Consider the following 24,862-nt stretch of genomic DNA (forward strand, 5'->3'; position numbering starts at 1 on the left):
TGTGTTGCGTCAATGTGGCGCGTCGGGATGCCAGCCAAGCAGTGCGAGCATCACAAAGAAGCCGACGACATAGGCCGCCATGATCGGCCAGCCCTGGGTGATCCAGCGGACCACCGATTTGGCTTCCGGGTACATGTTGGACACTGCAACGCCCGCCGACGAGCCGAACCAGACCATCGACCCGCCAAATCCGACCGCGTAGGCGAGGAAGCCCCAGTCATAGCCGCCTTGCTTCAGCGCCAGCGCGGTCAGGGGAATATTGTCGAACACTGCCGAGACGAAGCCGAGCCCGAGCGCGGTCTGCCACGATGCGGCGGGCAATTTCTCCACCGGCATCATCGAGGCCGCCGTCACCAGCGCGAGCAGGAAGACGGTGCCCTTCAGCGTCTCGGGCATCACCGACCAGTCCGGCCGCCGCAGCACCGAGGTGACCAGGATCGCGGCCCAGACCGCGAGTCCGAGCACGGGCAGCGTATCGAGCAGCGCGGGGAACTTCAGATTGGCCGTCACATTGGCCGTCAGCGCGGCGAGCAGGATCACGGCCACGATCGCAACCCGCGCCCAGTCGATTCTGAGGCCGGACGGTGCATCCTTCACGATCGGCGAAAAGCGGTGCTGTTGCAGCGAGGCCGGCACCGCAAACACCAGCATCGCGACGATGGCTGCGACATATGCCTCCACGACCGTGAGCGGGCTGATGCCGTCGATCCACATCATCGTCGTCGTGGTGTCGCCGACGACGCTGCCGGCGCCGCCGGCATTCGATGCGGCGACGATGGCCGCGAGATAGCCGATATGGACGCGGCCACGGAACACGTGGCGGGCCACGGTGCCGCCGATCAGCGCGGCCGCGATATTGTCGAGGAAGCCCGACAGCACGAACACGATCACCAGCAGGATCAGTCCGCCCTTCCAGTCATCGGGCAGCAGCGCCGGCATCTCGTCGGGAATGCGGCTCTCCTCGAAATGGCGCGACAGCAGCGCAAAGCCCATCAGGAGCAGGAACAGGTTGGCGAGCGTGACCCACTCATGCTCCATGTGATGCGCGAGACCGGGCAGGCCCGCGCCGAATTTCGCAAAGCCCGCGAACAGCAGCTTGTAGGCGACGATCGCGGCAAGGCCCGTCAGCGCCACCGCGAGCGTGTGGTGATGGAAGATCGCGACGCCGAGCAGCGTCAGCGCGAACAGGATGAAATCGAGCGGGATACCGTAGACGAGGAGTGGCGTGAGCAAGACGATCTCGATGGCTGGAGTGCCCGGCGGCGTGAAGCGCTGACGGCGGCACTATCGCGCGGCGTGGGGAACTTCAAGGCGCACTAACGCCGCAACAGGAACGCCGCAACAGGCTCGCGATGCGCTCGCGAGCCCGATCGGGACGACGCTAGGCACGTCGCCGCTGATCTGATTGCTTAGCCCAGCGTCTTCAGCCAGGCGCTGATCTCGGTCACCGCGATATTGGCCTGATTGAGCAGCTTGCCCATGGTGAAGAAGCCGTGGAACTGGCCGGGGAAATGCCGGTAGGTCACCGGCACGCCGGCGTCCTTGAGGAATTTCGCATACTCGTCGCCTTCGTCGCGGAGCGGATCGGCGCCGGCGGTCAGCACATAGGCCGGCGGCAAGCCGGCAAAGTCCTTCGCGCGCGCCGGCGAGGCATGCCAGTCGTTGTTGTCGGCGTCACCGAGATAATGGTTGGCGAACCAGCCGATCACCGAATGCGTCAGGAGGATGCTGGTCTCGGGCTCGCGATGCGAGGGATGCTTCCGCGAGAAATCGGTCGCGGGATAGATCAGCAGCTGGGCCGCGAGCTTCGGCCCGCCGTCGCGGGCGGTCAGGGCAACCACCGCCGCGAGGTTGCCGCCGGCGCTGTCGCCGCCGACGATCAGGCGCGCGACGTCGATGCCGAGATCCCCGGCATTGGCGGCGACCCATCGGGTCGCGGTGACGGCGTCATCGACCGCGGCAGGGAAACGATGCTCGGGCGCGAGGCGGTAATCGATCGAGATCACGATCAGCTCGCCCTCATGGGCAAGCTTCTGGCAAACCACCTCATGGGTATCGAGGTCGCCGATCACCCAGCCGCCGCCGTGGAAGAACACCAGGCAGGGCGCGAGCCCGTCTTTCTTGCGCAGCGTGTACGGCGTGTAGATGCGGGCAGGGATCGTGCCGTGCGGCGCCGGGATCGCGAGCGGCTTGCTCGATTCCAACGCGGGAGGCTCGGGATTGGAGACGACGCGGGCGGCTCGGTAATAGTCGCGCGCTTCCGGCGCGGTCAGCGTCTCATAGGCGGGACGGCCGGACTCCTGGAACGCCTTGTAGACGGCAGCGGCATCGGGATCGAGAACGACGGGCATTGGGAGGACCTTCTTTTGGTGATGTCGTTCCGGGGCGATGCGAAGCATCGAACCCGGAATCTCGAGATTCCGGGTCTGGTGCTTGCGCACCATCCCGGAATGACGGTCGTGTCAGGCGGCGGTGCGGCCGCCGTCGACGGTGTAGGCGGAGCCGGAGACGTAGCTCGCCTCGTCGGAGGCAAGAAAAGCGACGATGGAGGCGACCTCGCTTGCGAGGCCGAGCCGGCGCGCCGGGATGCGGTCGACGATCTTCTCGATCGGCGGCGGCGCGTTGCCGCCGGAGCGGCCCTGCAGGATCGTGCTCAGCATCCGGCTCTCGATCATGCCGGGGCAGACGCAATTGACCCGCACGCTGGTGCCGGTGCATTCCCAGGCCGCGCTCTTGGTCAGCCCGATCACCGCGTGCTTGCTCGCGCTGTAGACCGCGATCATCGGTGATCCCATCAGGCCCGCGATCGAGGCGGTGTTGATGATGCTGCCCTGGTTCTGCTTCAGCATGACCGGCAGCACATGCTTCATGCCGAGGAAGACGCCGACCACATTGACGTCGAGCACCCGGCGAAAGCTCTCCAGCGAATATTCGGGGATCGGCCTGATGTCGCCCTCGACGCCGGCGTTGTTGTAGAAGGCATCGATGGTGCCGAAGCGGTCGACGGCGGCGCGGACATAGTCCTTGACCTCGTCCTCGTCGGTAACGTCGGCTTCGATTGCGAGGGCCTCGGCCGAGGCGGGCAGGTCCTTGATGGCGGCCTTGAGATCGGCGCCCTTGCGGTCGACTGCGACAATCCGCGCACCCCGTTCGGCGAGCAGTTGAAGCGAGGCGGTTCCGATGACGCCGGCAGCCCCGGTGACGACGGCGACCCGGCCGTCGAGCCTGATGCGATCGGGCATGGTGGGTTTCCTCTGGCTGGTCCGGTTCGATCCGGATTTTCCTGGTTTTCACGCGCGGCGGCGTGCCTTCAGCGTGAGGACTATCACACGTGTTCCCAGGAGTGACCAGAGGCTGCCCAGTGGACCGGGGAGAGGTGGCCGGGTGCCCTTTCCCCGCCGTATTCGGCGTGTTAACCGGTGGCCTGCGAGCGGCCGATATCAAGGTAGACTGTCGCGAGCCCGATTCGCCCTTTAAAGCCGCGCGAGATGCTTCGAACCGTTGCCCTGACTGGCTTTGCGGCCCTGGTTGCCGCCTCAACCATCTCGCTTGCGCCGCCCGCGCGCGCGCAGATCGGAACGATTTTCTCCGATCCCGCGCCGCGTCCGCCCGGCTCGATCCCGCGTGGTCAGCCGGCTCCTCCCAGCGACGACGACGAGGAAGTGCCGGAATTGCCGCGCGGCCGTCTGCTGCCGACACAGCCGCGGGCGCTGCCGCCAGGCCAGGCGGTGCCGCCGCCCGGCAGCGTGCAGTCGCAGCCGCTGGCGCCGCCGCCGGGCTCGACGGTGGCTCCGCAGGGCACCCAGCCCGGTGTCGCTGTGCAGCCGCCGCAACCCGGCGGTCCCGCCGTCGCCAATACGCCGCCCGGCGCCAACCCGCTGCCGCCGGGGCAGCGTCCCAAGGGCACGCCCCCAGGCACCCCGCCGCAGACGCCTGCCACGTTGCAGCCGGGCGACGAGGTCGTGCAGGAGCCGCCGTCGACCAAGATTACCAACAAGAAGGCGAGCTTCTCCGGTCTCGACAAGATCACCGGACGCATCATCAATTTTGACGAGGATATCGGCGAGACCGTGCAGTTCGGCGCGCTGCGGGTGAAGACCGATGCCTGTTACACGAGGCCATCGACGGAAGCCGCCAACACCGACGCCTTTGTCGAGGTCGACGAGATCACGCTGCAGGGCGAGGTGAAGCGGATCTTCTCGGGCTGGATGTTCGCGGCAAGCCCCGGCCTGCACGGCGTCGAGCATCCGATCTACGACATCTGGCTGACCGACTGCAAAGGGCCGGACCAGACCATCGTGACCGCTGCGCCCGACCCGCCGAAGGCGCCGACGCCTCCGCCACCGCCGGCCCAGAAGCGCGCGCCGCCGAAGCAGGCCGCGCCGCGTCCGCCGCCACAGCCGCAATACCAGCAGCAGCAGCCGCCACCTCCGCCGCCCCAGCAACAGCAGCGGCCGGGCGGGTTGTTCGGCGGATTGTTTGGGAACTAGCAAGCACGGCGTAGCCCGGATGGAGCGCAGCGAAATCCGGGTTTCTCTCCGCGGAGAGACTTGTCCCGGATTGCGCTTCGCTTCATCCGGGCTACGCGATCAACCGTTCAATTGCGCTCGGCAATGATTGCCAGCGCGTCGGCACCTTTGACCGGCTGGGTGGCGTCGAGCTTGCGGAAATCCGCCGGCGCGCCCGTGATCGCCTTGTCGAGCAGCGCGCGATAGCGGCGCCGCGAGATCTCGATCGCGCCGAACGTCCTCAGGTGCTCCGTCACATATTGCGTGTCGAGCAGTTCGAACCCGCCCGCGATCAGCCGCGCCACCAGATGCACCAGCGCGACCTTCGATGCATCGCGCGTGGTGTGAAACATGCTTTCGCCGAAGAAGGCGCGGCCGAGGCTGACGCCGTAGAGCCCGCCGACCAGATTGTCGTCCTGCCAGACCTCGACGCTATGGCAATGGCCCGACGCGTACAGCCCGACATAGAGATCGCGGATGCGCCTGTTGATCCAGGTGTCGTCGCGGCCGGGCTGCGGCGCCGCGCAGCCGGCGATCACGGCCTTGAACGCGGTATCGACGGTGACCGTGAAGGCATCCGAGCGCACGGTGCGCGCCAGGCGGGAGGCGACACGGAAGCCGTCGAACGGAATCACGCCGCGCAATTCCGGCTCGACCCAGAACAGGGTCGGATCGTCGGCACTCTCCGCCATCGGGAAGATGCCGCAGGCATAGGCGCGCAGCAGCACCTCGGGCGTGATCTCGGAGGAGGCGGAGTCGCGTGACGTCATACCGCCAAGGATAGCAAAGCGCGGGCGGTCTTGCGATGGGGGCTGCCACCGGGACGCTACGTGTTGACGAAACGCGCTGGTTCCTCCACAAGCCGCGCCGTTCCGCAGCAGTTTCCCGAGACGGACTGCGCGGTCGTGCTAGATTGCAACAAAAAGATGGCGGCGCTGCCGGGACACGGCGGCTTGCGCGCCCGACAATCGACACAGGTGAGGGGGACGCTGCATGAAATGGTCATGGCGGACGTTTGCGCCGTTGCTGGTTTGGCTTGTGATCTATCTGGTCCCGGTGCCTTCGGGGCTGAACGCCAATCAGTGGCACTATTTCGCGGTGTTCGCCGCCGTGATCACCGGGCTGATCCTTGAATCGATGCCGGTCGGCGCGGTCGGTCTGATCGGCCTGACGGTCGCCGGCATCGGCGGCTATGTCGAGCACGACCCGAACAAATCGCTGCGCTGGATGCTCGGCGGCTTTTCCGAGAGCACGGTGTGGCTGATCGTCGGCGCCTTCGTGTTCTCGATCGGCTATCGCAAGAGCGGGCTCGGCCGCCGGCTGGCGCTGCTCTTGGTGCGCGGCCTCGGCCGCCGCACCATCGGGCTCGGCTATGCGGTGGCGTTTTCCGATCTCGTGCTGGCGCCGGCGACGCCGTCCAACACCGCGCGCTCCGGCGGCACCATCTATCCGATCGTCAGCAACATCCCGCGCATCTACGGCTCCGAGCCCGGCCCGACCGCGGGCAAGATCGGCACCTTCGTGATGTGGACCGCGTTCGCGACCACGGCCGTCACCAGCTCGCTGTTCCTGACCGCGCTGGCGCCGAACGCCGCCGCGCTCTCGATCGCCAAGAAGCTCGTCAACATCGAGGTCGGCTGGTCGCAATGGTTCATAGGCTTCGCGCCGCTCGGGATCCTCTTGCTGCTGCTGGTGCCGCTGCTCAGCTATCTGGTCTGCCGGCCCGAGATCAAGGAGAGCCCCGAGATCGTGACCTGGAGCGAGGGCGAGCTCGCCAAGATGGGGCCGCCGTCGCGGCACGAATGGATCATGGCGGTGCTGGTGGTGCTCGCGATGTTCCTGTGGATCTGCGGCTCCAATCCCAACATCAGCGTGCCGCTGCTCGGCTCGAATTTCATCAACGCGACCACGGTCGTGTTCGTCGTGATCTCGCTGATGCTGCTGACCGGCGTGATCGCGTTCGAGGACATCGTCGCGGAGAAGAGTGCGTGGGAGGTATTTTTCTATTTCACCTCGCTGCTCACGCTGTCGTCCGGCCTCAACGAGATCGGCTTCATCAAATGGGTCGCCGAGGGCTATGCCAAGCCGCTTTCCGGCACGTCGCCGCTGGTCGGGATGATCCTGCTCGTCACCTTCTTCTTCTGGATCCACTATTTCTTCTCGAGCATCACCTCGCATACCGCCGCGGTGCTGCCGGTGGTGCTCGCCGTCGGCTCCAGCATTCCCGGCCTGTCGGTGCAGACCTTGATGCTGCTCTGCGTCTATTCGCTGGGCCTGATGGGCGTGATTTCGCCCTATGCCACGGGACCGGCGCCGATGTATTACGGCAGCGGCTATATCGGCAAAGGCGACTTCTGGAAATTCGGGCTGATCTTCGGCCTGATCTACTTTGCCGGATTGTTGCTGATCGTGTTGCCCTGGTTACAAATGATCGGGTAAAATAGCCACAATCCAGCGAGAAACAGCGGCCGACCGGGAAGAGCCGCTATCCTTACAATTCTTAACGCGCTTTGTCCGGCAGAAGCCTTCAAAATGCTTCGTCGGATGTGGCGCGCGCGGAGTTCAGGGGACACATAGAGCCGCGCGAGCTCATTCGTGTTTCTTCGTGGGCAGGTTATGGACCAGCAGATCAAAGACCCGTCGATTGTGGCGCCCGAGCGAACCAGGCGAGGATCGCGTTGGCGGGGGTTTCTGACGGGATGTCTCGTATTGGCGGTGCTTGCCGGCATCGTCTGGTGGACGCGGCAGCAGGCCGCGCCGCCGCAGGCCGGTGGCGGGCGCAACGCCGGGCCGATGTCGATCGTACCGGAGACGATCGGCAAGGGCGATATCGGCGTCAGCCTGAATGCGCTCGGCACCGTGACGTCGCTCGCGACCGTGACGATCAGGAGCCAGATCAGCGGCTATCTGATGAAGATCGATTTCAAGGAGGGCGATGAGGTCAAGAAGGGCGACCTGATCGCCGAGATCGATTCGCGCCCCTACGAGGCGACGCTGGCGCAGGCCAAGGGCCAGCTCGCCCGCGACGAGGCGCAGCTGAAGGGCGCCCAGGTCGATCTCACCCGCTACCAGAACCTCGCCGCGCAGAACGCCGTGCCGCATCAGACGCTCGATACCCAGGTCGCGCTGGTCGCGCAGTACCAGGGCACGGTGGAGGCCGATCGCGCCTCGGTGAAGTCGGCCGAGGTGAATTTGCAATATTGTCACATCGTGTCGCCGATCAACGGGCGCGTCGGACTGCGCCAGGTCGATCTCGGCAACTATGTGACGCCCGGCGATACCAACGGCCTCGTCGTGATCACGCAGCTCGAGCCGATCAGCGTGCTGTTCACGCTGCCGGAGGACAATCTGCAGGCGGTCTCGAAGCGGTTGAGGGAGGGCGCGGTGCTGCCGACGGCGGCCTATGACCGCAGCGGCGCCAACAAGCTCGCCGAGGGATCGTTGCAGACCTTCGACAGCCAGATCGATGCGACCACCGGCACCATCAAGCTGCGGGCGCAGTTCGAGAACGACAAGCGCACGCTGTTTCCGAACCAGTTCGTCAACGTCCGCCTGCTGCTCGATACCCACAAGGATGCGACGACGATGTCGACCGCCGGCATCCAGCGCGGTGTCCCCGGCACCTTCGTCTATCTCGTCAACGCCGACAGCACGGTCTCGGTTCGGCCGGTCAAGCTCGGCGTCACCGACGGCGACCGGGTCGAGGTGCTGTCCGGGCTCGTGGCCGGCGATCGCATCGTGATCGACGGCGCCGACAAGCTGCGCGAGGGTGCGAAGGTGGTGGTGCGCTCCGCCGCCGATGCCGCGAACCCTGCCGCTGCGGCCAAGGGGGCGGCGAACGGGGCCGCGAAGGGAGACGGCAAGGGAGATAGTAAGGACGGCGCTGATCCCGGAGGCGGCCACCACAAGCGGTCCGAGGACGGGCAGAAGAAATGAACCCGTCGCGGCCATTCATCCTGCGGCCGGTAGCGACGACCCTGATGATGATCGCCATCATGCTGTCGGGCATGCTGGCATTCAGATTTCTCCCGGTCGCGGCACTGCCGGAGGTCGACTACCCGACCATCCAGGTGCAGACCTTCTATCCGGGCGCGAGCCCCGACGTGATGACCTCGTCGGTGACGGCGCCGCTCGAGGTGCAGTTCGGCCAGATGCCGAATCTGACCCAGATGAGCTCGGTGAGCTCGGCGGGCTCGTCCGTGATCACGCTGCAATTCGGCCTGTCGATCTCGCTCGACGTCGCCGAGCAGGAGGTGCAGGCCGCGATCAATGCCGCGGGCAATCTGTTGCCGTCGGACCTGCCGGCGCCGCCGATCTACGCCAAGGTCAATCCGGCCGATGCGCCGATCCTGACCCTCGGCCTGACCTCGAAGACCATGCCGCTGACCCAGGTACAGGATTTCGTCGACACGCGGCTGGCGCAGAAGATCTCGCAGCTGCCGGGCGTCGGCCTCGTCAGCATCAGCGGCGGCCAGCGGCCCGCGGTGCGCATCCAGGCTGATATCCGCAAGCTCGCGGCCTATGGCCTCAACATCGACGATCTCCGCACCACGCTCGGCAACGCCAACGTCAACACGCCGAAGGGCAACTTCGACGGCGCGATGCGCGCCTACACCATCAATGCCAACGACCAGATCCGCAATGCCAGCGACTACCGCTCGCTGATCATCGCCTACAAGAACGGCTCGCCGGTCCGCCTCAGCGATGTCGGCAACGTCGTCGACGGCGCGCAGAACGACAAGCTCGGCGCCTGGATGAACGAGACGCCGGCGATCATCCTCAACATCCAGCGCCAACCCGGCGCCAACGTCATCTCGGTGGTGCAGGGCATCAAGGACCTGCTGCCGCAGCTGCAGGCCACGCTGCCGGCCGCGATCGACCTCAATATCCTGACCGACCGCACCGTCACGATCCGGGCCTCGGTGCGCGACGTCGAATACGAGCTGTCGCTCGCCGTGATTCTGGTCGTGCTTGTGATCTTCGTGTTCCTGCGCTCGACCCGCGCCACGCTGATCCCGAGCCTGTCGGTGCCGCTCTCGCTGGTCGGCACGCTGGGCGCGATGTATCTGTTCGGCTTCAGCCTGAACAATCTGTCGCTGATGGCGCTGACGATCGCGACCGGCTTCGTGGTCGACGACGCCATCGTCGTGATCGAGAACATCTCGCGCTACATCGAGGAGGGCGAGTCGCCGCTCGAGGCGTCGCTGCGAGGGTCGGAGCAGATCGGCTTCACCATCATCTCGCTGACGGTATCGCTGATCGCGGTCCTGATCCCGCTGCTGTTCATGGGCGACGTCGTCGGCCGCCTGTTCCGCGAATTCGCCATCACGCTGTCGGTCACGATCCTGATCTCGGCCGTGGTGTCGCTGACCCTGGTGCCGATGGCCTGCGCCAAGCTACTGAAGCCGGAGGCCATGGCGCGGGAAAACACCTTCCAGCGGCTCAGCCGCGAAGGCTTCGATGCCGTCATTGCGATCTACGCCCGGATGCTCAATTGGGTGCTGGATCGCCAGACCTTCGTGCTGCTGATCGCGCTCGCCACCTTTGGTCTGACGGCGCTGCTCTACGTCGTTATCCCCAAGGGCTTCTTTCCGGTGCAGGACACCGGCGTGATCCAGGCGATCTCCGAGGCGCCGCAATCGGTGTCCTATGCGGCGATGGCCGAGCGGCAGCAGCGGCTCGCCAGCGCGATCCTGAAGGATCCGGACGTGCAGAGCCTGTCGTCGTTCATCGGCGTCGACGGCACCAACACCACGCTGAACAGCGGCCGCATCCTGATCAATCTGAAGCCGCATGAGCAGCGCAAGGCCAATGTCTCGACGATCATGGACCGGATCAAGGCGAGCACGGCGGCGCTGACCGGCATCACGCTCTACATGCAGCCGGTCCAGGACCTCACCATCGAAGGCACGGTGAGCCGGACGCAGTACCAGTTCATCCTGCAGGATGCCGATCCGAACGAGCTTGCGGAATGGACGCCGAAGCTGGTCGACAAGCTCCGGGAATTGCCCCAGCTCAGCGATGTCACGAGCGATATTTCGGCGCAGGGGCTTTCGGTGTTCGTCGACATCGACCGCGACCAGGCGGCGCGATTCGGCATCACGCCGGCGACGATCGACAACGCACTGTACGATTCCTACGGCCAGCGCATCGTCTCGACCGTCTTCACCAATTCGAACCAGTACCGCGTGATCCTCGAGGCCGATCCGTCGCTGCAGACTTCGCTGGACTCTCTGTCGTCGATCTACCTGCCGTCATCGGTGGGCTCGACGCCGGTGCCGCTGTCGGTGATGGCCAAGATGCGGGTGGAGACCGCGCCGCTGCAGATCTCGCATCTCGGCCAGTTCCCGTCGGCGACCGTCTCGTTCAACCTGGCGCCCGGCGCCTCGCTCGGCGGGGCGGTGACGGCGATCAAGCAGGCGCAGGCCGACATCAACCAGCCGCTCGGCATGATCACGAGCTTCCAGGGCGCGGCGCTGGCGTTCCAGTCCTCGCTGTCCAACCAGCTGTTCCTGATCCTCGCCGCGATCATCACGGTCTATATCGTGCTCGGCGTGCTCTATGAGAGCTTCATCCATCCTTTAACCATCCTCTCGACGCTGCCCTCGGCCGGGATCGGCGCGCTGCTGGCGCTGATGATGGCCGGACAGGATCTCACGATCATCGCGATCATCGGCATCATCCTCCTGATCGGCATCGTGAAGAAGAACGCGATCATGATGATCGACTTCGCGCTCGATGCCGAGCGCAACGAGGGCAAGCCGCCGCGGGAGGCGATCTATCAGGCCTGCCTGCTGCGGTTCCGGCCGATCATCATGACGACGATGGCAGCTGTGCTCGGCGCGCTGCCGCTGATGCTCGGCAGCGGCGCGGGGTCCGAGCTGCGGAATCCGCTCGGCATTTCGATCGTCGGCGGCCTCCTGGTGAGCCAGCTGCTGACCCTGTTCACGACACCGGTGATCTACCTCTGGTTCGATCGCCTCGCGCTGCGGTTTGCCGGGCGGGCGGACGAGATCGGCGAGGCGAGCGGGTCGCGTTGAGCCATGGATCCGTCAACGCCCTTCATCCGTAGGCCGGTGGCAACGACGCTGTTGACGTTCGGGCTTGCGGCGGCCGGCATTGTCGCGTTCTTCAAGCTGCCGGTGTCGCCGCTGCCGCAGGTGGATTTCCCGACCATCTCGGTGCAGGCGACGCTGCCCGGCGCCAGCCCGCAGGATGTCGCGACCACGGTCGCAAGTCCGCTCGAGCGACATCTCGGCCAGATCGCCGACGTCACCGAGATGACGTCGTCGAGCTCGGTGGGCGCGACCCGCATCACGCTGCAGTTCGGGCTGAACCGCGACATCAACGGCGCGGCGCGCGACGTGCAGGCCGCGATCAATGCGGCGCGGGCCGACCTGCCGACCAGCCTGCGCAGCAATCCGACCTACCGCAAGGTCAACCCGGCCGACGCGCCGATCCTGATCCTGACGCTGACGTCGGATACGCTGACGCGCGGCGATCTCTACGACGCCGCCTCCACGGTGCTGGCGCAGAAGCTGTCGCAGGTCGAGGGCATCGGCGAGGTCGTGGTCGGCGGCAGCTCGCTGCCGGCCGTGCGCGTCGATCTGATCCCGCAGGCGCTCTACAAATACGGCATCGGTCTGGAAGACGTCCGCGCGGCGCTGTCGAGCGCCAACGCCCACAGCCCGAAGGGCGGCATCGACGTCGGCGACCAGCGCTACCAGGTCTACGCCAACGACCAGGCCAACAAGGCCGGCGACTACAAGTCGCTGATCGTGGCCTACCGCAATGGCGCGCCGGTTCATCTCTCCGACGTTGGCGAGGTGGCCGACGGCGTCGAGAATTTGCGCAATGCCGGTCTCGCGAACGGCAAGCCGGCGGTGCTGATCATCCTCTACCGGCAGCCGAACGCCAACATCATCAGTACCGTCGACCTCGTGAAGGGGGTGATGCCGCAGCTGCAGGCGTCAGTCTCGCCGGCGATCGATATAGGCTTTGCGGTCGACCGTTCGACCACCATCCGCACCTCGCTCCGGGACGTCGAACGAACCCTGGTTCTGGCGGTGCTGCTGGTCATCATCGTGGTGTTCGCCTTCCTGCGCAATGCGCGGGCCACCTTCATTCCGGTGGTGGCGGTCTCGGTGTCGCTGGTTGCGACCTTCGGGGCGATGTACCTGTTCGGCTACAGCCTCGACAACCTCTCCCTGATGGCGCTGACGGTCGCGACCGGCTTCGTGGTCGACGACGCCATCGTGGTGCTGGAGAACGTCACCCGCTACATCGAGCAGGGGCTGAGCCCGCTCGAGGCGGCGCTGAAGGGCGCCAACGAGGTCGGCTTCACCGTGCTGTCGATGAGCATCTCGCTGATCGCGGTGTTCATTCCCGATCCTGCTGATGGCCGGCATCGTCGGGCGGCTGTTCCGCGAGTTCGCGATGGTGATCTCGATCTCGATCCTTATCTCGCTCGCGGTCTCGCTGGCGACCACGCCGATGATGTGCGCCGTGCTGCTCAAGCCCGACGCCGGCAGCCATGGCCGGCTCTATTGGGCGAGCGAGCGCTTCTTCGAGGCGATGCTAAATTTCTACCGCAGAACGCTGACCGCGGCGTTGGCGCATCCGCTGTCGGTGATGCTGATCCTGGCGGCGGTGTTCGGCCTCAACTTCTATCTCTACGACGTGATCCCGAAGGGCTTCTTCCCGCAGCAGGACACTGGCCGGCTGGTCGGCTCGATCCAGGCTGACCAGAGCGTGTCGTTCCAGCTGATGCAGCAGAAGCTCGCGCGGTTCGTCGGCATCATCAAGCGCGATCCGGCGGTTGAGACGGCGGTCGGCTTCACCGGCGGCGGGCAGACCAATTCCGGCTTCGTGTTCGTCTCGCTTCGTCCGCTTGATGAGCGCAAGATCGGCGCCGACGGCGTGATCGCGCGGCTGCGCCGCGAGATGTCGGTGGTGCCGGGCGCGAGCCTGTTCCTGCAGGCGGTGCAGGACATCCGGGTCGGGGGCAGGGCCTCGAACGCGCAGTATCAGTACACGCTGCAGGGATCGACGCTGGAGGAGCTCAATGAATGGACGCCGAAGATCGCGGCGGCCCTGCAGCGCGATCCTGATCTCGCCGACGTCAACAGCGACCAGCAGAACAAGGGCCTGGAATCCGATCTCGTGATCGACCGCGACGCCGCGGCCCGGCTCGGCATCACGGTGAGCCAGATCGACAACACCCTCTACGACGCCTTCGGCCAGCGGCAGGTGTCGACGATCTATGTCGCGCGCAACCAGTATCACGTCATCATGGAGGTCGCGCCGCGCTACTGGCAGAACCCGGAGACGCTGAAGGACGTCTATATCAGCACGTCCGGCGGATCGGTCGGCGGCTCGCAATCGACCAACGCGGTGGCAGGCACGGTCGTCGCCCCAGGCAACTCCAGCGCGGCCAGTGCAGCCAACGCCCAGGCCGCGCGCAACCAGGCCACCAACTCGATCGGTTCGACCGGGAAGGGCGTTGCCTCGACCGGATCGGCCGTCTCCACCAGCAGCGAGACCATGATCCCGCTGTCGGAAGTTGCAGCATTCAAGCAGGGCGCGACGCCGCTTGCGGTCAATCACCAGGGTCTGTTGGTCGCCAACACCATCTCGTTCAACCTGCCGCCGAACGTGTCGCTGAGCACGGCGGTCGGCAGCATCGAGGCGACCATGAACCGGATTGGGGTCCCGGCCACGATCCGCGGCACCTTCCAGGGTACCGCCAAGGCGTTCCAGGACTCGCTGAGCAACCAGCCGTTCCTGATCCTGGCCGCGCTGGTGGCGATCTACATCGTGCTGGGCGTGCTCTACGAGAGCTACATCCATCCGCTGACCATCTTGTCCACATTGCCCTCGGCGGGTGTGGGCGCCTTGCTGGCGCTGATGGCATTCAAGACCGAGTTCAGTATCATGGCGCTGATCGGCGTCATCCTGCTGATCGGCATTGTGAAGAAGAACGCCATCATGATGATCGACTTTGCGCTGGAAGCGGAACGCAGGCGCGGGCTGGAGCCGCTCGAGGCGATCCGGGAGGCCTGCCTGCTGCGCTTCCGCCCCATCATGATGACGACGATGGCCGCGCTGCTCGGGGCGGTGCCGCTGGCGATCGGCATGGGCGACGGCGGCGAGCTGCGGCAGCCGCTCGGCATCGCCATCGTCGGTGGCCTGATCCTGAGCCAGGTCCTCACGCTCTACACGACGCCGGTTATCTACCTCTATCTCGACCGGTTCCGCCTGTGGGCCCAGCGCGCGCGCCGTGGCGGCGCGATGCGGACGCCGGGCTCCTCACTTCAACCGGGCGAGTAAATGCCGACAGGTACAGCGTTGCGAAATCTTCAGTTGATGCGCAAGCCGATCCGGTTTCTGCGCGTGGCGGCGTTCGGCGGCCTCAGCCTCGGTCTGTCCGGCTGTATTCCCGGGGCGGAGAAGCCGGAGCTCAGCCTCGAAGTGCCGGCGAGCTACAAGACTGCGGCCAAAGGCGATGCCGACGCGGCTGTTCCGGCGCTCGCCTGGTGGCGCGGCTTCCGCTCGCCCGAACTGACCGGGCTGATGGAGTCCGCGCAGCTCTACAATCTCGACATCGCGGTGGCGATCGCCCAGATCGTGCAGGCCGACGCCCAGGTCGGCGTGTCCGGCGCCGCGCTGCTGCCGTCCATCTCCGGATCGGCGAATGCCGAGCGTCAGCGCGTGGCAACGGGATCCAGTTCGTCGTTCGGCACCAGCGGCACCTTCTCGCAGTACAGCCTGGGGCTGAGCGCAAGCTACATCGTCGATTTCTGGGGCAAGAACCGCGCGACGCTGTCGGCCTCCGAGGAGAGCGCGACCGTCGCGCGCTACAATCGCGAGGTGGTCGCGCTGACCACGATGGCGACGGTCGCCAACACCTATTTCCAGCTGCTGGCGGCGCAGGACCAGATCAAGGTCACCCGCCGCAACCTCGCGGCGGCCGAGCGCATCCTTGCGCTGATCAAGTCGCAATTTGCGGGCGGCACCGCTTCGCAGCTGGATCTGTCGCAGCAGGAGGCGCTGGTCGCCACGCAGCGCGCGGCGATCCCGCCGCTCGAGGTAACGGTCGGGCAGAACACCGCGGCGCTCGCCGTGCTGGTGGCGCGCGCGCCGGCCGATTTCAAGGTGCGCGGCGGGTCCACCACGCAGATCGCGGTGCCGCGCGTCACGCCGGGACTGCCGTCGGAATTGCTCTACCAGCGGCCTGACGTCCGCGAGGCCGAGGCGCAGCTGGCGTCGTCCAATTTCAGCGTCGACGCGGCGCGCGCGGCATTCTTTCCGCAGATCCAGCTGACCGGCACTACCGGCTTCCAGAGCGCGGCGCTCGCCGCGCTGTTCGCGCCCGGCGCCTGGTACTACACGCTCGCCGCCGGGCTGACCCAGCCGCTGTTCGACGGCTTCCTGCTGGAGAGCCAGCTCAAGCTCGCCAAGGGGCAGCAGCTGCAAAACCTGCAGGCCTATCGCAAGGCGGTGCTGTCGGCCTTCGCCGATGTCGAGAAGGCGCTGATCGCGTTGCAGAAGTACACATTGCAGGAGCGCCTGCAGTCCGACGTCGTCGCCGCCTCGCGCAAGGCGTTCGAGGTCGCCGAGACGCAGCTGCGCGGCGGCACGGTCAACCTGATCACGGTGCTGCAGGCGCAGCAGACGCTGTTCACCGCCGAGAACAATCTGGTCACGGTCAGGCTCAACAAGCTGCTCGCGGCGAGCAGCCTGTTCCAGGCGCTCGGCGGCGGCTGGACGCCCGCCGGTACGCTGGCGGCGGCAGTGCCATGAGGTCAGCCATGCAGCGTTTCGCGGCACTCCTCGTTGCCCTCGTCATCGGGCTCGGCGCATCGACCGGCGCGTCCCGCGCGCAGCAGCGGCCACCGAACAGCGTTCCGCTCGCCTTCGGCATGAGCGCCGACCAGGCCAGCCGGTCGCTCGGCGTTCCCCTGAATTACGTGCGCGGCACGCCGGGCAATGAATTGTTCGTCGCGCTGCCCAATGTCAGGGGCAGCGTGCTGTCGAGGCGCAGCGACGGGCTCTATCTGCAATTCGGCAAGGGACGCCTGATCGCCTGGAAGGGCGACTGGGGCACCCTTCCGCAATGAGGGTTCTGGCCATGATCGCCATGAGAGGATTGATCGCCTGCGCCGCCATCGCGCTCAGCGTAGCCGCGGCATCGGCCCAGCAGCGGCCGTTGCGCTACGGCAGCGCCGGCGGCGCGTATTTCGACGGCAGGGACGACGACCGGGATTTTCGCAGCAACGGCTATTTCCCCGGCAATTTCGCGGCCGATCCCTTCAGCGCGGGGTTCGGTGCGGCCGGCCTGTTCGGCTCGACGCCGTGGCATTCCGCGCGACCCTATCCGTCGCAGGTTGTGTTTGGCGCGCCGTGCCAGGACTGCCGTCCGCACCGCGCACGCCGGCACCGCGGCAGGCACGAGTGAGGCGCTTCGCAAAGGCTTGATGCCTCTAGGCCTTGCGCAAGAGCTTGTCGATGATGCGCAGCTTCATCCAGCCGGCCTTGTCGATGATTTCGTTGCGCAAGGTGTCCTTTTCCATCTCGTATTGTTCGTGCGAGATATCCCGGCCACCGGTCGTGGTGATTCCGTACGTCTCGAGCAGAGCGTTGTGCCGCGCCTTCCACGTGATCACATGCTCGGTCATGACTTGCGTCACGGATGGAAGGAAGCCGGGATGGCCTGCGAGGCCGCATGACGCCGTGGTCTGCGGATCTCCTGCCAGCATGATCACGTTCCACTCGTCGTAGCCGATCAGCCCCATCTGCGCGTAGAGAAACGCGCCATGCGGTCCATCCCAGATCTTCTGGTCGATGACCAGGAACGGCACCGCGTGGCAGTGGCCGTGCCGCGCCGTCATGTCGCGGTTGAAGGTCTCGGTGCGGTCTTGCAATCGCTTGTTGGCCGCCGCGAACACGGCAAGGCGATTGTCTGCCGTCGGCACGATGCTGGCTTCGTCAGCAGGCGCGAAGCCTGCATCGCGCAGCATCGACCCGATCAGCGGGTGATCCCACTGCTGCTTGTGAAAAGCCGGCGTCGCGCCCTCGGCGCCCGGCGCCGGACGCACGGTCTCCTTGAGCTCGCCCGAGTTTGTCTCTTGGGTCGTCTCTTGCTTCTTTCCAAAAATTGGCCTGCGCCCGAACATCGCGTGCCGCTCCTGCCAAGCAGTCGGCACAAGCATCGCAAGGGACGCCCAGAACTTCCTTAATCGGTCAGGCTTGGCGCGCCGCGATTCATCAACAGCATGACGCAGTCGTTAAAGCGAACCGGACAAATCAATCGAATTTGCTGAAATTGGCGGCATTAGCTGGCGGCGGCGCTTGTCGATTTGTCGAGCGCCGGGCTGACGCGGGCGAACCGCACCACGAAGCGGGTGCCCTTGTGGCCGGGGTCGCGCTCGACGCTGGCATCGAGCTTGGCTGCCATCGCGCTGACGATCCGCTGGCCCATGCCGGTGCCGCGCGGATCGGCCTTATCGGAAAAGCCGACCCCGTCGTCGCTGATCGCGAGCTGCAGATCGTCGCCTTGCGGCTTCAGCTCGACATGGATCGGGCCGGCGCCGTCGGGATAGGCGTATTTCACGGCGTTCATGACCAGCTCGTTGACGATGATGCCAATCGCTACCGCGCGGTCGGGATCGATCTCGATCGGGTCGGCCTTCAAGGTCAGCCGCGACATCTTGTTGCCTTCGGCCGATCGCCGGAGATCCTCGAGCAGCGCCTCGAGATACTGGTTGAGCATCACCGTCTTGAAGTCGTGCGAGGTGTAGAGGCGGCGGTGCACCTGTGCGACGGCCGCGACGCGCCCCATCGCGTTGGTGAGCGCGGCCTTCACATCCTGCTGGCTTGCGGAGTTGGCCTGCAGATGCAGCAACGAGGCGATGATCTGCAGCGAATTGCCGACGCGATGGTTGACCTCGCGGAGCAGAACCTCACGCTCCGCGGCGAGCGCGGCATAGCGGTCGCGCGAGGCGTGCACCTCGGCCTCGGCTTCGTCGCGCGCCTTCTGGAGCGCGGCCTGCCGGATCGCGCCGTTCACCGCGACCTGGAGCAGGGGAATGAATTCGCCCCTGACGTCCTTGACCAGATAGTCCGCCGCGCCGGCCTTCAGTGCGGTGACGGCGATCGCCGAATCCTGCGACGCGGTGACGAACACCACCGGCGGAGCGTCCGGTATCTTGAGGATCTGCTCCAGCGTCTCCAGCCCGTCGAGGCCGGGCATATACTGATCGAGCGCGACGACGTCGATGCCGCCCTGGGCGAGCCGATCGAGGCCTTCCTGGCCGCTTGCGGCGTGCACGACCTTGTAGCCTGCGCGCGTCAGCCCGCGTTCGACGAGGCGCGCCAGCGCCGCGTCGTCGTCGATGTAGAGCAGTGTCGGCGTTGCGCTGGTCATACGGCAGCCGGCGGCACCTGAATCACGGAAAAGAACAGGCCAAGCTGACGAATGGCGTTGGCGAAGCTTTCGTAGTTCACCGGCTTGGTGATGTAGACGTTGCAACCCAGCTCGTAGCAACGCTTGATCTCCTGGGAGTCGTCGGTCGTGGTCAGCACGACCACCGGCGTCGACTTGAGATATTTGTTCTCCTTGACCCGCCTCAGAATATCGATGCCGGTCATGTCGGGCAGATTGAGATCGAGCAGGATCAGCAGGGCCTGGCCCTTGCGCTCGACGGCGCTGCCATCCTTGCCGAACAGGTAGTTGACCGCCTCTGTACCGTTGGTGAACGGGATGATCTCATTGTTGACACCCGAGCGCCGGATATTCCGCTCAATCAGGCGGGCATGGCCCTCGTCGTCTTCGATCATGATGATGGTGACTGGATCACTCATGTCACTTTGTCCCGGTTCTTGCCTGACCAATTGATGGGCAGCGTGATCGTGAAGGTGCTGCCGTTGTGAAGTTCCGATGCTACCGACATGGTGCCGCCCAGTCTGCGCACAAGTGCGCGGACATGGGCAAGCCCGATGCCCTGACCGGGCTTGTCCTGGGTTCCGGCCCGACGGAACAAATCGAAGATGCGCTGGTGGTCCTTCGGATCGATGCCGCGGCCGTTGTCGGTGACCTCGAAGATCGCGAAGCCGAGCTTGGTGCGGCCCTCGATCGAAATCTCGCCGGGAACGCCGTTCCTGAGGTACTTGAGGGCGTTGTCGATCAGATTGGAGAAGATCTGCTCCAGCGCGAGGCGGTCGCTGACGATATTGGGCAGCGCGCCGACCTCGACGGTCGCGTTGGCCTCGACGGCCTGGTGAGCCATCGTCTTGACGATGCCGTCGATCAGCTCATACAGATCGATGCGTTCGGGCTTGAACTCGCGGCGGCCCTCGCGGGTGAGATTGAGGATCGCACTGATCAGGCGATCCATCTTGGCGATCGACGATTTGATGAAGCCGAGCGATTCATTGAAGTCGTCGGATAGCTGCTTGTCGGAGCCTTCGAGCTCTGGCTCGGCCACATCGGTCGCGTCTTCCGGCATCGCCGGCGCCAGCGAGGCGGCGCGATTGAGCGTGGCGATCCGCTTGAAGATGTCGCCGCGCAGTTCCTCGAGCTCGCTGGTGAAGCCCATGATGTTGACCAGCGGCGAGCGCAGATCGTGGCTGACGATATAGGCGAAGCGCTGGATTTCCTCGTTGGCCTCGCGCAGGTCGGAGGTGCGCTCGTCAACGATGGTTTCGAGATTGACGTTGCTGTCGCGCAACCTGGCCTCGGCCTCGTCGCGCGCCCGCGACGATCGCCGCAGCAGCACCACCGAGAGAGCGGCGAGCGCCAGCACCATGCAGGAGCCGGCGATCGTGACGGAGGAGGCCAGCACCTGGGTCTTGTCCGCCGTCGCGGTGCGCAGCACCAGCAGACGATCCTCCTCGGTGCGGATGTCGCGGGCGATCCGGACGATCGCCTCGACCGCATCGGTCGATGTGGTCTTGCGCAGGACGTCGATGCTGGTCGCCGTGTCGTTGTTCTTGACGCGCTCGATGCTGAGCGCGAACTCGGCCAGCCGTTGCTCGACGGCGGCCTTGAGCTTCGCGGCATTGGCAACCTGCGCCGGATTATCCACGGTCATCATCTGGAGATGGTTGAGCGCGGCCGGGACTCCTGCTGCCGCGGACTGGTACTCGGACAGGTATTGTGGTGCTGATGTCAGCAGATACGCCCTGGTCGCGCTTTCGGCGCGCCTGATGTCGAGCAGCAGGTTGGCAATCTGGCTGTCGGTCTCGACGGTGTGAATCACCCAGGCGTTGTCCTCGCGCGCCTTGTTGACCAGCAGGACGGACGCCACGCTGACCGCGACCAGCACGAAAAATCCCGCCGATAGCAGGAGGATCTGTAACGTCGACCGGCGTCGTGAAACGAGCGTCACGACGATCTCGCTATGGGAGTGGGATTCAACGCGTCCCCGTGGAAAGCCAATAACCCTATAGTACGTTTGAGGAAGGGCTGGGTTCCACGGAGTTCCGAACTATTTTGCGGCGTCGGATGGCTGGCCGGCGAGGTACTGCTCCAGCCAGTGAATGTGGTAGTCGCCCTCGATGATGTCGGGCTCGCGCACCAGCGCGCGGAACAGCGGCAGCGTCGTCTCGATCCCGTCGACCACCATCTCGTCCAGCGCCCGGCGCAGCCGCATCAGGCATTCGCCGCGGGTCTTGCCGTGCACGATCAGCTTGCCGACCAGCGAGTCGTAATAGGGCGGGATCACATAGCCCTGATAGACGGCGGAATCGATCCGCACGCCGAGGCCGCCAGGCGGATGGAATTGCGTGATCCGTCCGGGCGAGGGACGGAAGGTCTGCGGGTTCTCCGCATTGATGCGGCACTCGATGGCGTGGCCGATGATCGCGATGTCGTCCTGTTTGGCCGGAAGGTCGCCGCCGGCGGCGATCCGGATCTGCTCCAGCACGAGATCGATATCGGTGATGCTTTCGGTGACGGGATGCTCGACCTGGATGCGCGTGTTCATTTCGATGAAATAGAACTCGCCGTCCTCGTAGAGGAATTCGATGGTGCCGACGCCGAGATATTTCATGTCCCGCATCGCCTTGGCGCAGGTCTCGCCGATCCTGGCGCGCGCCGCCGCCGCGAGCACGGGCGAGGGGCCTTCCTCCCAGACCTTCTGGTGACGGCGTTGCAGCGAGCAGTCGCGCTCGCCGAGATGGATGGCGCCGCCGCGGCCGTCGCCGAGAATCTGGATCTCGATGTGGCGCGGCTTCTGCAGGTATTTCTCCAGGTAGACCGAGGCGTCGCCGAACGCCGACTTGGCCTCGTTGGCCGCGGTCGAGAGCGCGAGCGCGAGGTCAGCCTCGGTATGGGCGACCTTCATGCCGCGGCCGCCGCCGCCGGCCGCCGCCTTGACCAGCACCGGGAATCCGATGTCTCTGCCGATCGCGAGCGCGTCGGCCTCCGAGGTCACCGCGCCGTCCGAGCCGGGCACCACGGGAATGCCGAGGCGCTTGGCGGTCTTCTTGGCTTCGATCTTGTCGCCCATCAGGCGGATGTGCTCGGCCTTCGGTCCGATGAAGCCCAGATTGTGGTCGGCGAGGATCTCGGCGAAGCGCGCGTTCTCAGACAGGAAGCCGTAGCCGGGATGCACGGCGTCGGCGCCGGTGATCTCGCAGGCCGCGAGCAGCGCCGGCACGTTGAGATAGGAATCCTTCGACGGCGGCGGGCCAATGCACACGCTCTCGTCGGCGAGCCGCACATGCATGGCGTCGGCGTCGGCGGTGGAATGCACCGCGACGGTCGAGATGCCGAGCTCCTTGCAGGCGCGCAGCACGCGAAGCGCGATCTCGCCGCGATTGGCTATGAGGATCTTGTCGAACATCGCAGCGCCTGGTGTTGACGGAAGCTATTCAATGATGACGAGCGGCTCGCCGAATTCGACCGGCTGGCCGTCCTCGACGAGAATCTGCGTCACGGTGCCCGCGCGCGGCGACGGGATCTGGTTCATCGTCTTCATCGCCTCGATGATCAGAAGCGTCTGGCCGGCGGAGACCTTGGTGCCGACTTCAATGAACGGCTTGGCGCCCGGCTCGGGCGCCCAATAGGCGGTGCCGACCATCGGCGACGGCACGGCGCCCGGGTGCTTGGCGAGATCGGTCGCAGCCGCAGCCACCGGGACGGCAATGGCGGCCGGTGCGGCAACGCCCGTCACGGAGGCGGCGGGCACCGAGGCCGCGATGCTGATGTTGCGCGCGACGCGGACACGCAGGCCGGCACGCTCGATCTCGATCTCGGTCAGATTGGTTTCCGCAAGCAGCAGCGCGAGTTCGCGAATGAGGGCGCTGTCGTCGCTCTTGGAGTCGTTCTTTTTTGCGGTTGATTTGTCGTCTGGCTGGCGCGCCATGCTCTGTGATCCAAAATCTTTGTCTGGTGACGGGGAACGTCAGGATTGACGATTAAGTCTTTGGCTTGGCGTCGATCTTGACGCCGATCCTGGTGGCGAGGCCGATGATCGCAAGCCGGTAGCCGTCGATGCCGAAGCCGCAAAGTGACGCGAAGGCGGCTTTAGCAGTGAACGAGTGGTGTCGGAAGCTTTCGCGGGCGTGGATGTTGCTGACGTGAACTTCGACCGCGGGGATCTTGACCGCGATCAGCGCGTCATGCAGCGCGATCGAGGTATGAGAGTAGCCACCGGCGTTGATGATGATGCCGACCGCCTTCTTGGCGTGGGCCTCATGGATGAAGTCGATCAGTTCGCCCTCGCGGTTGGACTGCCGGCAGTCGGCGCTCAGCCCGAACTGGCGCGCGGTGTCCGCGCACAGCTTCTCGACATCGGCGAGGGTGGCATGGCCGTAGGTCTCCGGCTCGCGCGTCCCCAGCAGATTGAGGTTCGGGCCGTTCAGCACATAGATCGTTCCGGCAGCAGCCATTCCAGAGTTTCCTGCCAAGAGTTCCGGCCAAAGGTTCCGAGAGGGGGTCCGACAAGGGGTGGAGTGGGCCGGGTTATAGGTAACAACCGGCCGAAGGGGAAGTCTTTAGGTGAAATCAGAACGTCTTCAACAACTTCCTCCACCCTGTTAGATGACTGTCCTAACCTGCGGAAAATGCTGATTAACCAAATCTTGCGGAAGCTGCCCTTGGCGGGCGCTCCGGCCCGCCATCCACTGCGTGATGCGGGGTGCGGCCGAAAGCAAGACCCCGCCCCGAAGGGGGCGGGGTCGAGATGAAGGCGAGGGCCCGTTTGGGCGCCCTCGCACCGAGGCCGGTTTAGCCCTCGATGATGTAGACGATCTCATGGGTCTCAGGCTGCACGATCACGTAGCGGCCCTTGACCAGGATGAACTGATAGCCGCGCCACTGCGGGTAGATCGTCACGACCCGCTCCGGCACCGGGTAGAAGTGAACGTCAGCCGGAACGCGGGTGCCGACCGACACGTTAAAGTTGACGTTGGTGGCTTCGGTCACGTGCTCCGACTTGATCGCGGTCGTGATCTGGCTGCGCTTCTCGGCCGGCGGAGCCGCGGTGGCCGACGTTGCCGCGTTACCGGTCGTGGTCTGCGTGCGGCTCGTGTCGTTGGTCTGCGCGCGGTTGGGGTCGGCCGGGCTCTTGGTCTGAGCGTTCTGGTTGGTCGTGGCACCGGCACCGCTCTTGTCGCGGCCCTCGGCGTTCATCTTGCCGCTCTTGTCACGCTCCTCGGCTTTCATGTTGCCGCTCTTGTCGCGACCTTCGGCCTTCATGTCCTTCGAGCCCTCCTTGGAGCCCTTGGTCGCTTCGTTCTCCGAGCTCATGCCCTTCGACTTTTGGGTACTGTCCTGCGCGCCCTTGGTGGCCGTGCCGGACTTGTCGGACTCCGCACCCTTGGTGCTCGACTCACCGGTCGTCGAATGCTCGGAACCCTTCATGCCGCTCTTGTCATGCTGCATGGTGCCCGATGACGCACCACCGGACGGTGCAGACTGCTGCGTGGTCGCACCACCACCGGCCCCGGTTTCCTTGTTGGCGCCGCCGGCGCCCTGTGCGTTCGCGAAACCGGTGCCGGCGATCAAAGCCGCCGCCGCGACCGAAATCAGAAAGCGGTTAGACATCGCAATTCCTCCTCGTTTTTCAGCATTGCCCGCGCCGACAACGGGAGAGCATGTGCGATGTTCCTGTTGATTTGCGGTTCCTTGCGGTTTGTTCTTGAGGTGAATGCGCGATGAACGCGCGAGATGAATGCGCGGCTGCTTCAACCGCAGGCCCAGTCGAACTCCGCGCCCGCATGATCGAGCTGGCCGTTGCCGCCGCCGAAATTGAAGCCGCCGAAATGCTCTTCGATCTCGAGATTAGGTCGCGCTATATTTTCGGCCTCGCGCGACTTGCGTCGTTGGTGACGGCCCTTGGTTGCGACCC

The 24,862-nt window shown here is 65.5% G+C and carries 19 protein-coding genes and 1 pseudogene; 8 read left to right on the top strand and 12 right to left on the bottom strand.

Going from position 1 to position 24,862, the window contains the following annotated elements; translation table 11 throughout:
- Window positions 1-9: 9 nt before the first annotated feature.
- From ACVMDN_RS15490 to ACVMDN_RS15500, 3 genes are all read right to left on the bottom strand, one after another.
- Window positions 10-1,233 (bottom strand): SLC13 family permease, encoded by a 1,224-nt coding sequence (locus tag ACVMDN_RS15490; protein ID WP_028332265.1) that lies wholly within the window; start codon window positions 1,231-1,233, stop codon window positions 10-12.
- A 176-nt stretch (window positions 1,234-1,409) separates the two neighbouring features.
- On the bottom strand, window positions 1,410-2,351 hold the full coding sequence (locus tag ACVMDN_RS15495) for an alpha/beta hydrolase (RefSeq protein ID WP_141343332.1): 942 nt from the start codon (window positions 2,349-2,351) through the stop codon (window positions 1,410-1,412).
- A gap of 111 nt (window positions 2,352-2,462) precedes the next feature.
- Complete coding sequence (locus tag ACVMDN_RS15500; protein ID WP_141343331.1) at window positions 2,463-3,242, bottom strand: SDR family NAD(P)-dependent oxidoreductase; 780 nt, start codon at window positions 3,240-3,242, stop codon at window positions 2,463-2,465.
- A gap of 246 nt (window positions 3,243-3,488) precedes the next feature.
- Between ACVMDN_RS15500 and ACVMDN_RS15505 the strand changes: the two genes are divergently transcribed.
- Complete coding sequence (locus ACVMDN_RS15505) at window positions 3,489-4,490, top strand: DUF2155 domain-containing protein (protein ID WP_168857922.1); 1,002 nt, start codon at window positions 3,489-3,491, stop codon at window positions 4,488-4,490.
- Between the two features lie 107 nt (window positions 4,491-4,597).
- Here the strand turns inward: ACVMDN_RS15505 and aat are convergent, their stop codons facing one another.
- The gene (aat, locus tag ACVMDN_RS15510; protein ID WP_076832236.1) at window positions 4,598-5,278 is read right to left on the bottom strand and encodes a leucyl/phenylalanyl-tRNA--protein transferase; all 681 of its coding nucleotides are present in this window, start codon (window positions 5,276-5,278) and stop codon (window positions 4,598-4,600) included.
- A 223-nt stretch (window positions 5,279-5,501) separates the two neighbouring features.
- On the opposite strand from aat, the gene ACVMDN_RS15515 reads away from it, so the two are divergent.
- The 7 genes and pseudogenes from ACVMDN_RS15515 to ACVMDN_RS15545 all read left to right on the top strand — a co-directional run bounded on the left by ACVMDN_RS15515 (window position 5,502) and on the right by ACVMDN_RS15545 (window position 16,965).
- On the top strand, window positions 5,502-6,947 hold the full coding sequence (locus ACVMDN_RS15515; protein ID WP_018271403.1) for a DASS family sodium-coupled anion symporter: 1,446 nt from the start codon (window positions 5,502-5,504) through the stop codon (window positions 6,945-6,947).
- 177 nt (window positions 6,948-7,124) lie between these two features.
- Window positions 7,125-8,444 (top strand): MdtA/MuxA family multidrug efflux RND transporter periplasmic adaptor subunit, encoded by a 1,320-nt coding sequence (locus tag ACVMDN_RS15520; RefSeq protein ID WP_206601537.1) that lies wholly within the window; start codon window positions 7,125-7,127, stop codon window positions 8,442-8,444.
- A complete protein-coding gene (locus tag ACVMDN_RS15525) occupies window positions 8,441-11,548 on the top strand; it encodes an MdtB/MuxB family multidrug efflux RND transporter permease subunit (RefSeq protein WP_057019984.1) in 3,108 nt (1,035 codons plus the stop codon). The genes ACVMDN_RS15520 and ACVMDN_RS15525 overlap by 4 nt, the downstream gene beginning before the upstream one ends.
- Before the next feature lie 3 nt (window positions 11,549-11,551).
- Window positions 11,552-14,837, top strand: a pseudogene (locus ACVMDN_RS15530) (efflux RND transporter permease subunit).
- Window positions 14,838-16,310 (top strand): efflux transporter outer membrane subunit, encoded by a 1,473-nt coding sequence (locus ACVMDN_RS15535; protein WP_076832244.1) that lies wholly within the window; start codon window positions 14,838-14,840, stop codon window positions 16,308-16,310.
- A gap of 8 nt (window positions 16,311-16,318) precedes the next feature.
- Window positions 16,319-16,627, top strand: a complete 309-nt coding sequence (locus ACVMDN_RS15540; protein ID WP_141342709.1) for a hypothetical protein — start codon at window positions 16,319-16,321, stop codon at window positions 16,625-16,627.
- Between the two features lie 11 nt (window positions 16,628-16,638).
- Window positions 16,639-16,965, top strand: coding sequence for a BA14K family protein (locus ACVMDN_RS15545; RefSeq protein ID WP_229191252.1), 327 nt, complete (start codon window positions 16,639-16,641; stop codon window positions 16,963-16,965).
- 25 nt (window positions 16,966-16,990) lie between these two features.
- On the opposite strand, the gene ACVMDN_RS15550 is transcribed toward ACVMDN_RS15545, so the two are convergent.
- The 8 genes from ACVMDN_RS15550 to ACVMDN_RS15585 all read right to left on the bottom strand — a co-directional run bounded on the left by ACVMDN_RS15550 (window position 16,991) and on the right by ACVMDN_RS15585 (window position 24,558).
- Window positions 16,991-17,683 (bottom strand): hypothetical protein, encoded by a 693-nt coding sequence (locus ACVMDN_RS15550; protein ID WP_456835110.1) that lies wholly within the window; start codon window positions 17,681-17,683, stop codon window positions 16,991-16,993.
- A 158-nt stretch (window positions 17,684-17,841) separates the two neighbouring features.
- A complete protein-coding gene (locus tag ACVMDN_RS15555) occupies window positions 17,842-18,933 on the bottom strand; it encodes a sensor histidine kinase (protein WP_076832255.1) in 1,092 nt (363 codons plus the stop codon).
- On the bottom strand, window positions 18,930-19,370 hold the full coding sequence (locus tag ACVMDN_RS15560) for a response regulator (protein WP_057019991.1): 441 nt from the start codon (window positions 19,368-19,370) through the stop codon (window positions 18,930-18,932). The genes ACVMDN_RS15555 and ACVMDN_RS15560 overlap by 4 nt, the downstream gene beginning before the upstream one ends.
- Window positions 19,367-20,896 (bottom strand): sensor histidine kinase, encoded by a 1,530-nt coding sequence (locus tag ACVMDN_RS15565; RefSeq protein WP_246786695.1) that lies wholly within the window; start codon window positions 20,894-20,896, stop codon window positions 19,367-19,369. The genes ACVMDN_RS15560 and ACVMDN_RS15565 overlap by 4 nt, the downstream gene beginning before the upstream one ends.
- A gap of 99 nt (window positions 20,897-20,995) precedes the next feature.
- The gene (gene accC, locus ACVMDN_RS15570) at window positions 20,996-22,354 is read right to left on the bottom strand and encodes an acetyl-CoA carboxylase biotin carboxylase subunit (RefSeq protein ID WP_028344933.1); all 1,359 of its coding nucleotides are present in this window, start codon (window positions 22,352-22,354) and stop codon (window positions 20,996-20,998) included.
- 24 nt (window positions 22,355-22,378) lie between these two features.
- Window positions 22,379-22,876 (bottom strand): acetyl-CoA carboxylase biotin carboxyl carrier protein, encoded by a 498-nt coding sequence (accB, locus tag ACVMDN_RS15575; protein ID WP_141342713.1) that lies wholly within the window; start codon window positions 22,874-22,876, stop codon window positions 22,379-22,381.
- Window positions 22,877-22,928: 52 nt separating this feature from the next.
- The gene (gene aroQ / locus ACVMDN_RS15580) at window positions 22,929-23,402 is read right to left on the bottom strand and encodes a type II 3-dehydroquinate dehydratase (protein WP_057019994.1); all 474 of its coding nucleotides are present in this window, start codon (window positions 23,400-23,402) and stop codon (window positions 22,929-22,931) included.
- Between the two features lie 337 nt (window positions 23,403-23,739).
- On the bottom strand, window positions 23,740-24,558 hold the full coding sequence (locus ACVMDN_RS15585) for a DUF1236 domain-containing protein (protein WP_057019995.1): 819 nt from the start codon (window positions 24,556-24,558) through the stop codon (window positions 23,740-23,742).
- Window positions 24,559-24,862 lie beyond the last annotated feature (304 nt).

It is taken from the genome of Bradyrhizobium sp. USDA 4510 (assembly GCF_054059095.1).

What these genes read in the sequence shown, in the direction of transcription:
- ACVMDN_RS15495 (WP_141343332.1), bottom strand. Translation starts at nt 2,351, where the DNA reads ATGCCCGTCGTTCTCGATCCCGATGCCGCTGCCGTCTACAAGGCGTTC.
- ACVMDN_RS15500 (WP_141343331.1), bottom strand. Translation starts at nt 3,242, where the DNA reads ATGCCCGATCGCATCAGGCTCGACGGCCGGGTCGCCGTCGTCACCGGG.
- ACVMDN_RS15505 (WP_168857922.1), top strand. Translation starts at nt 3,489, where the DNA reads ATGCTTCGAACCGTTGCCCTGACTGGCTTTGCGGCCCTGGTTGCCGCC.
- aat (WP_076832236.1), bottom strand. Translation starts at nt 5,278, where the DNA reads ATGACGTCACGCGACTCCGCCTCCTCCGAGATCACGCCCGAGGTGCTG.
- ACVMDN_RS15515 (WP_018271403.1), top strand. Translation starts at nt 5,502, where the DNA reads ATGAAATGGTCATGGCGGACGTTTGCGCCGTTGCTGGTTTGGCTTGTG.
- ACVMDN_RS15520 (WP_206601537.1), top strand. Translation starts at nt 7,125, where the DNA reads ATGGACCAGCAGATCAAAGACCCGTCGATTGTGGCGCCCGAGCGAACC.
- ACVMDN_RS15525 (WP_057019984.1), top strand. Translation starts at nt 8,441, where the DNA reads ATGAACCCGTCGCGGCCATTCATCCTGCGGCCGGTAGCGACGACCCTG.
- ACVMDN_RS15535 (WP_076832244.1), top strand. Translation starts at nt 14,838, where the DNA reads ATGCCGACAGGTACAGCGTTGCGAAATCTTCAGTTGATGCGCAAGCCG.
- ACVMDN_RS15540 (WP_141342709.1), top strand. Translation starts at nt 16,319, where the DNA reads ATGCAGCGTTTCGCGGCACTCCTCGTTGCCCTCGTCATCGGGCTCGGC.
- ACVMDN_RS15545 (WP_229191252.1), top strand. Translation starts at nt 16,639, where the DNA reads ATGATCGCCATGAGAGGATTGATCGCCTGCGCCGCCATCGCGCTCAGC.
- ACVMDN_RS15550 (WP_456835110.1), bottom strand. Translation starts at nt 17,683, where the DNA reads ATGTTCGGGCGCAGGCCAATTTTTGGAAAGAAGCAAGAGACGACCCAA.
- ACVMDN_RS15555 (WP_076832255.1), bottom strand. Translation starts at nt 18,933, where the DNA reads ATGACCAGCGCAACGCCGACACTGCTCTACATCGACGACGACGCGGCG.
- ACVMDN_RS15560 (WP_057019991.1), bottom strand. Translation starts at nt 19,370, where the DNA reads ATGAGTGATCCAGTCACCATCATCATGATCGAAGACGACGAGGGCCAT.
- accC (WP_028344933.1), bottom strand. Translation starts at nt 22,354, where the DNA reads ATGTTCGACAAGATCCTCATAGCCAATCGCGGCGAGATCGCGCTTCGC.
- accB (WP_141342713.1), bottom strand. Translation starts at nt 22,876, where the DNA reads ATGGCGCGCCAGCCAGACGACAAATCAACCGCAAAAAAGAACGACTCC.
- aroQ (WP_057019994.1), bottom strand. Translation starts at nt 23,402, where the DNA reads ATGGCTGCTGCCGGAACGATCTATGTGCTGAACGGCCCGAACCTCAAT.
- ACVMDN_RS15585 (WP_057019995.1), bottom strand. Translation starts at nt 24,558, where the DNA reads ATGTCTAACCGCTTTCTGATTTCGGTCGCGGCGGCGGCTTTGATCGCC.